Source organism: Bacillus sp. AR13-1 (genome assembly GCF_008042285.1).
GTDB classification, from domain to species: Bacteria; Bacillota; Bacilli; order Bacillales; family Bacillaceae_G; genus Bacillus_A; species Bacillus_A mycoides.
Genome location: NZ_QNUA01000061.1, coordinates 1 through 5,815, shown reverse-complemented (window position 1 = coordinate 5,815; position 5,815 = coordinate 1). Strand labels below are relative to the sequence as shown.

Here is a 5,815-nt window from a genome sequence, read left to right as displayed (position 1 = left end):
TGTTCTATATTACACCTCTATATACTAATCGTCAATACCTTTTTACAAAGAAATTTAATTTAGTACCTTTGCACTCTTTTAACTCTAGATAAGGACCTACAAAGATCTCATTAAAATAGAAACCATCGTCTACTTTTCTTTACCAATCTATTCTTCTAAATACTATTCAATTTAGGCACTTCTCTATTTCAAAGGACTCGCTTCCCCCATCTTACCGAACTCATACAATTGATTCTTTTCAGCTAAACTAGCAACCTTATTTTAACAATTAATAGTATATAATTAGAAAGTTGCTTTATTTTTTATTACCGCTCCCTATTCCCCTTTGTTTATCAAGTTGTAATATCAATAACATTCTATTAGAAACAGGTGACGATATGAAAGATATACGTATTCTTATAGCAGATGACGATAAAGAAATTCGAGACTTATTAAAAAGATATTTAGAACGAGAATTATATATGGTAGATACTGCAATTAATGGCGAAGAAGCGTTGTGCTTATTTAACAAAAATAACTACAACCTCGTTATATTAGATCTTATGATGCCGAAAGTAGATGGTATCGAAGTGTGTAGAAAACTTAGAGATACAACCAACATTCCTATATTAATGCTAACTGCTAAAGATCACGAAGTTGATAAAATTTTGGGCTTAAGCATAGGTGCTGATGATTATATTACGAAACCTTTCAGTATTCACGAAGTGGTTGCAAGAGTAAAAGCTCTTATGCGACGTTTTTTAGTTCTTGGAAGTAACACTAACGTACAAGAGAAAACAGCTTTAACATTTAAAGGACTAACTATCGATTTTAAAAAATACACAGTCCATACGAACGGAAAAGAAATCAACTTAACTGGAAAAGAACTTGAACTATTAAAATTCTTCGCTTCAAACCCAGAGCAAGTATTTACGAAAACACAACTCTTTCGGAATGTATGGGACGATAATTATATAGAAGATGATAATACAGTTATGGTGCATATTAGAAAGCTTAGAAAGAAAATAGAAATCGATTCTTCCAATCCAAAATTCATTCAGACTGTATGGGGAATCGGTTATAAGTTTGTAGGTGAAAAGGTTGAAAAATGATAAGATCCTCATTCTTATTTCATTACAACTTATCATTTGCGGACTTTTAAATATAAATATGGGATACCATGTAAAAATATCTTTATTTATTGCTCTTATCATAATCACAATATATCTTTTCTTTTCAAGAGTTCACTTTATTCAAAGCAACGAATCGATGGTTACTAAATTAAGCCGTGCACTTAAAGGGAATTTACAAACGAGGCTATTCACAAATAACGACCGTTCACTAAATAGTATCGTGTTTTCAATAAACGACTTAATAACTGCATTAGAAAAGGGTCAGATCGAAGCAAGGAAATCCCAAGAAGCTAGAAAACAACTTTTATCTAATATCTCACATGATATCCGAACACCACTTACTTCTATTATTGGATATATTGATGCTTTAAAAGATGATGTCGCTGCTTCTGAAGTAGAAAAGCAAGAATATCTTGAAATACTTTATAAGAAATCGAATGACTTAAAACATCTGGTCGATGAAATCTTTAATATGGCCAAGCTAGATGCTGATGAATTTCCATTAAAAGAAGAAGAACTCGATTTTTCTGAAGTTACTAGAGAAGTATTAATCGAATTTTTACCCGAGCTATCAAAACATAACATTGAACTACAAGTTCTCATACCAGAATCTACTTCCCCTATTATTGCAGATCACCTTAGCCTTATACGAATTATAGGTAATCTAATAAAAAACGCTATCCATCACGGAAAAGCTGGGAAAATAGTAGGAGTCGAACTACTAGAAACCAATACAGAATATGAGCTTCTTATTTGGGACAAGGGACCCGGTATTCCAAAACATGATTTACAAAACGTATTTAAGCGGATGTACCGCAGCGAACAATCAAGAAATCCTTCTTACGGTGGTAGTGGCCTCGGACTTTCTATTTCTAAAGCCCTCGTTGAAAAAAATGGTGGGCGCATATGGGTTGACAGTATTCCCTGGGAACGAACTACTTTTGGTTTTTCCGTCCCAAAACACACTACTTTTAAGAAATAGTTAAGAAATGATTAATATGCAGTTAAACCTTCCTTTTTATTATGTAATTAAGAACTTATAGAAAGTAGGTGCCCCCTATAAATACAATTATAAAAACGACAAACCTTACTAAAGTTTATGGGAACCAAAAGTCAGTAGATAATCTAAATATAAATGTACAGCAAGGAGAGATTTATGGATTCATAGGGCGTAACGGTGCTGGTAAAACAACTACAATCCGTATGCTGCTTAGTCTTATAAAACCTACAAGTGGAAATATAGAAATATTCGGTGAGGATTTACTTCGGAATCCAAAAGAAATTTTAAGAAGAATTGGTTCTATCGTTGAAGTCCCAGGATTTTATGAAAACTTAACTGCAAGAGAGAACTTATTAATTAATGCAAAGATAATTGGAGTTCACAAAAGGAATGCAATTGAAGAAGCATTAGAAATTGTAGGCTTGCAGCACGAAACAAAAAAATTAGTAGGAAAATACTCTTTAGGAATGAAGCAACGCTTAGGAATTGCACGTGCTCTTCTCCATTATCCTGAACTACTCATACTAGATGAACCAACTAACGGACTAGATCCAATCGGTATTAAAGAAATGCGAAAACTCATTAAATCTTTAGCTCAAGACAGAAATATAACGATACTCATTTCTAGTCATATATTAGCTGAGGTGGAACAACTAGTCGATCGTATGGGAATTATTCATGAAGGAAGGTTATTAGAAGAAGTTTCTCTTGATACACTGCGTAAAGCCAATCGTAAGTACATAGAATTCCAGGTAAATAATGATAATAAAGCTGCGATGCTATTAGAAAAGCATTTTCAAATTTTTGATTATGAGGTACATGATGAAGGAAATATTCGCGTTTATTCTCACTTTGGACAGCAAGGACACATTAATAGAACGTTAGTTCGTAATGATGTTGAAGTATTAAAAATTGTGATGAGCGAAGATAGACTAGAAGATTATTTCACCAAACTAGTTGGGGGTGGCGCAATTGGTTAATCTTCTTTATACAGAACTATTAAAATTGAAACGATCCAATATGTTTTTGATTAGTATTATCGGAGCAGGTGTCGCGCCATTTTTAGTGGTTGTAGCTTCTTATATACACATGAAGACAAAGCAACCTACTCCAACTATTTTATTTGGTCAACTGTTCACTGAAGTTAACCTATACACTACTTTAATTATAGGATTCCCCTTATATGGAGTTGTGATTGCTTATCTATTTACCCGTGAATACACGGAAGATACATTAAAAAATTTGCTAACTATCCCAGTATCACGTATTAGCTTTATTATAAGTAAGTTTATCCTTCTATTCCTTTGGATCATGATGCTAACTTTAGTTGCTTGGACGCTAACTCTATTATTAGGGCTAATAGGTAGCTTCCCTGGGCTTAGTATCACCTTACTTTTAGGCTCTCTCATAAAATTTTTAATATGTGGTGGACTTCTCTTTCTTTTGTCTTCACCTATTGTACTACTAACTCTTGTAATGAAGACCTATGTACCGCCTATTATATTAACAATCATTATTACAATGACTAACCTTATGATCGTAAATTCAAAACATAAAGACCTATTCCCATGGACCGCTACTCTAGATATAGCAAATAACGAATTACAACCGACTTATCCATCAGAGTATTCTTATATCATCATTGCAGTAACAGCGATTTTCGGATTTATTACAACACTATTCTATTTTAAAAGGGTGGATATTCATTAATTTATAGGAGTGAAACTATGAGCGATCTTATCATTGCCTTCATACTTGGTATTGTAGAAGGGTTAGCTGAATTTTTACCCATCTCTTCTACTGGCCATCTTATATTAGTCGGACATTTATTAGGTTTTGAAGGAGAAAGGGCAAAAACGTTTGAAATTGTCATACAGTTAGGGGCAATTTTAGCTATCGCGATTTTATATCATAAACGCCTTGTTTCTTTATGTAATATTAAACCCCTTCTACGGAAAGAGAAAAAATTCAATGCATTACATGTTTTTCTCGGTGTATTCCCAGCAGTAGTTGTTGGCCTATTATTACATGATGTTATTAAAACATACTTATTTCAGCCGTATACTGTCGTAATCGGACTTGTAGCAGGAGCAATTCTTATGATTTTTGCAGAAGCAAAAAAAGCAGAGGCAACCGCCTTTTCACTAGATGATTTAACATACCGTCAAGCATTAACAATTGGATTATTTCAATGCTTAGCAGTATATCCTGGCTTCTCTAGAGCGGGCTCTACTATTTCTGGAGGGCTATTAGCAAAAGTAAATTATAAGGCTGCATCTGAGTTCTCTTTTCTCATTGCCATTCCTGTAATGGCCGGAGCTACAGGGTTAGACTTATTAAAAAGTTGGAAGTATTTAAGTGTAGATGATATTCCTATGTTTGCGGTAGGATTCATTACCTCTTTTCTTGTAGCAATGCTAGCGGTAGTAACCTTCCTGAAGCTTTTAGAAAAGATAGGTTTAAAACCTTTTGCATATTATCGTATTTTGTTAGCCATTGTATTTACACTTTTCGTATTGCTATAGCTTCATATAAGTCACATATTATTAAACCGATATTCAAGGAATATCGGTTTTTATCTATTTCACCTCTAGTATTACTCACTTCAATATGGCATAGTGGATAATAGATCAATATTAATAATCAGAATATTCTTTACCTCTAAACAACACTTCATTAAAATATGTAACGTTAAAAGCTATATTTGAAATCCGAACCTAGTAATAGCATTTCTTCTTTATACACATATGCTGAAGTAAAAATAAGCACCTCAATTGATTGAGTCTACCCATTACACCACGATAGAACTAACGTTCTCACTCCTTTGCTATACATCACTTCTTCCTTGTTTCTATATTTATGGAAGCGAAGTACGTGTAGGTGATCGGGCATTGACCCTAACTTTATTGCAGCCCAAATCACAAATAGACTACATAACAACTATATCCATTACCATACGAAACAATTCGAAAATTGAACATCCCGTCTATTAATATGGGCGTCTACGGGGAAAATGGTCATAAATGGACAGAACAAGTTTATAAACCATATTCCTTCAGCGTATTACTTGTATTAATCCGTAATACAACAACCCAGATTTTATATGACTACAAAACTATTACAAATAAGCAAGTTGCTCAAGGCTTATAAAAAAATTAAAGCGAGGTAAATATACAAATGAATCCATTAGCACAATCATATTGGGATACTTATTGGGGAAACAATAAAAAACCAGAATCTGTTACAGCTTGGCAATTTGGTGATTCTCCTGATTATCTCGCTCAATTAGTCATTGATGGTGTGAAAACCGCAACATGCTCGGGCCATATTTTTTACGAATTAGAAAATGAACCACTACCAACAACTAACGATTATAGTATTGTACTCAATAGTCAGGATGAACCTGTAGCTATTATTAAGACAATAGAAGTAACTATAATGCCAATGAATGAAGTGACTGAAGAATTTGCTGTAGCTGAGGGTGAAGGCGATCTTACTTATAATTACTGGAGAGACACCCATATACAGTTCTTTACAAAGGAACTAAGCGAACTTGGTCTTAGTTTTTCTGAAGATATGCTGCTCGTTTGCGAACGTTTTAAGCTTATCGATGTAAAAAACAAAGTGAAGCTATGATAAATAACGATTTTACCGGAAGTCCATACTAGATAAATACATTTATTTTTAAACAAATAAGCTTGTT

The 5,815-nt window shown here is 33.5% G+C and carries 6 protein-coding genes and 1 pseudogene; all 7 read left to right on the top strand.

All coding sequences use genetic code 11. The annotated features are described in order from the left end of the window. The first annotated feature begins 377 nt into the window (after positions 1–377). Positions 378–1,091, top strand: a complete 714-nt coding sequence (locus DN408_RS30430) for a response regulator transcription factor (protein ID WP_002170136.1) — start codon at positions 378–380, stop codon at positions 1,089–1,091. Beyond that, positions 1,081–2,094 carry a sensor histidine kinase gene (locus DN408_RS30425; protein WP_078179136.1) on the top strand — a complete coding sequence of 338 codons (1,014 nt, stop codon included), beginning with the start codon at positions 1,081–1,083 and terminating at the stop codon, positions 2,092–2,094. The genes DN408_RS30430 and DN408_RS30425 overlap by 11 nt, the downstream gene beginning before the upstream one ends. Positions 2,095–2,162: 68 nt before the next feature. Continuing rightward, a complete protein-coding gene (locus DN408_RS30420) occupies positions 2,163–3,092 on the top strand; it encodes an ABC transporter ATP-binding protein (protein WP_002124853.1) in 930 nt (309 codons plus the stop codon). After that, positions 3,085–3,822: an ABC transporter permease gene (locus DN408_RS30415; RefSeq protein WP_078179137.1), complete on the top strand. Its 738-nt coding sequence runs from the start codon at positions 3,085–3,087 to the stop codon at positions 3,820–3,822. Before DN408_RS30420 ends, DN408_RS30415 begins: the two co-directional genes overlap by 8 nt. 17 nt (positions 3,823–3,839) lie before the next feature. Continuing rightward, the gene (gene bacA, locus DN408_RS30410; protein ID WP_002124850.1) at positions 3,840–4,637 is read left to right on the top strand and encodes an undecaprenyl-diphosphate phosphatase; all 798 of its coding nucleotides are present in this window, start codon (positions 3,840–3,842) and stop codon (positions 4,635–4,637) included. A 424-nt stretch (positions 4,638–5,061) separates the two neighbouring features. Continuing rightward, a pseudogene (locus DN408_RS31720) lies at positions 5,062–5,262 on the top strand (peptidase M20); the annotation flags it as partial. A 27-nt stretch (positions 5,263–5,289) separates the two neighbouring features. Further along, on the top strand, positions 5,290–5,748 hold the full coding sequence (locus DN408_RS30405; protein WP_002124849.1) for an ASCH domain-containing protein: 459 nt from the start codon (positions 5,290–5,292) through the stop codon (positions 5,746–5,748). The last annotated feature ends 67 nt before the right edge of the window (positions 5,749–5,815 follow it).

What these genes read in the sequence shown, in the direction of transcription:
- DN408_RS30430 (WP_002170136.1), top strand. Translation starts at nt 378, where the DNA reads ATGAAAGATATACGTATTCTTATAGCAGATGACGATAAAGAAATTCGA.
- bacA (WP_002124850.1), top strand. Translation starts at nt 3,840, where the DNA reads ATGAGCGATCTTATCATTGCCTTCATACTTGGTATTGTAGAAGGGTTA.
- DN408_RS30405 (WP_002124849.1), top strand. Translation starts at nt 5,290, where the DNA reads ATGAATCCATTAGCACAATCATATTGGGATACTTATTGGGGAAACAAT.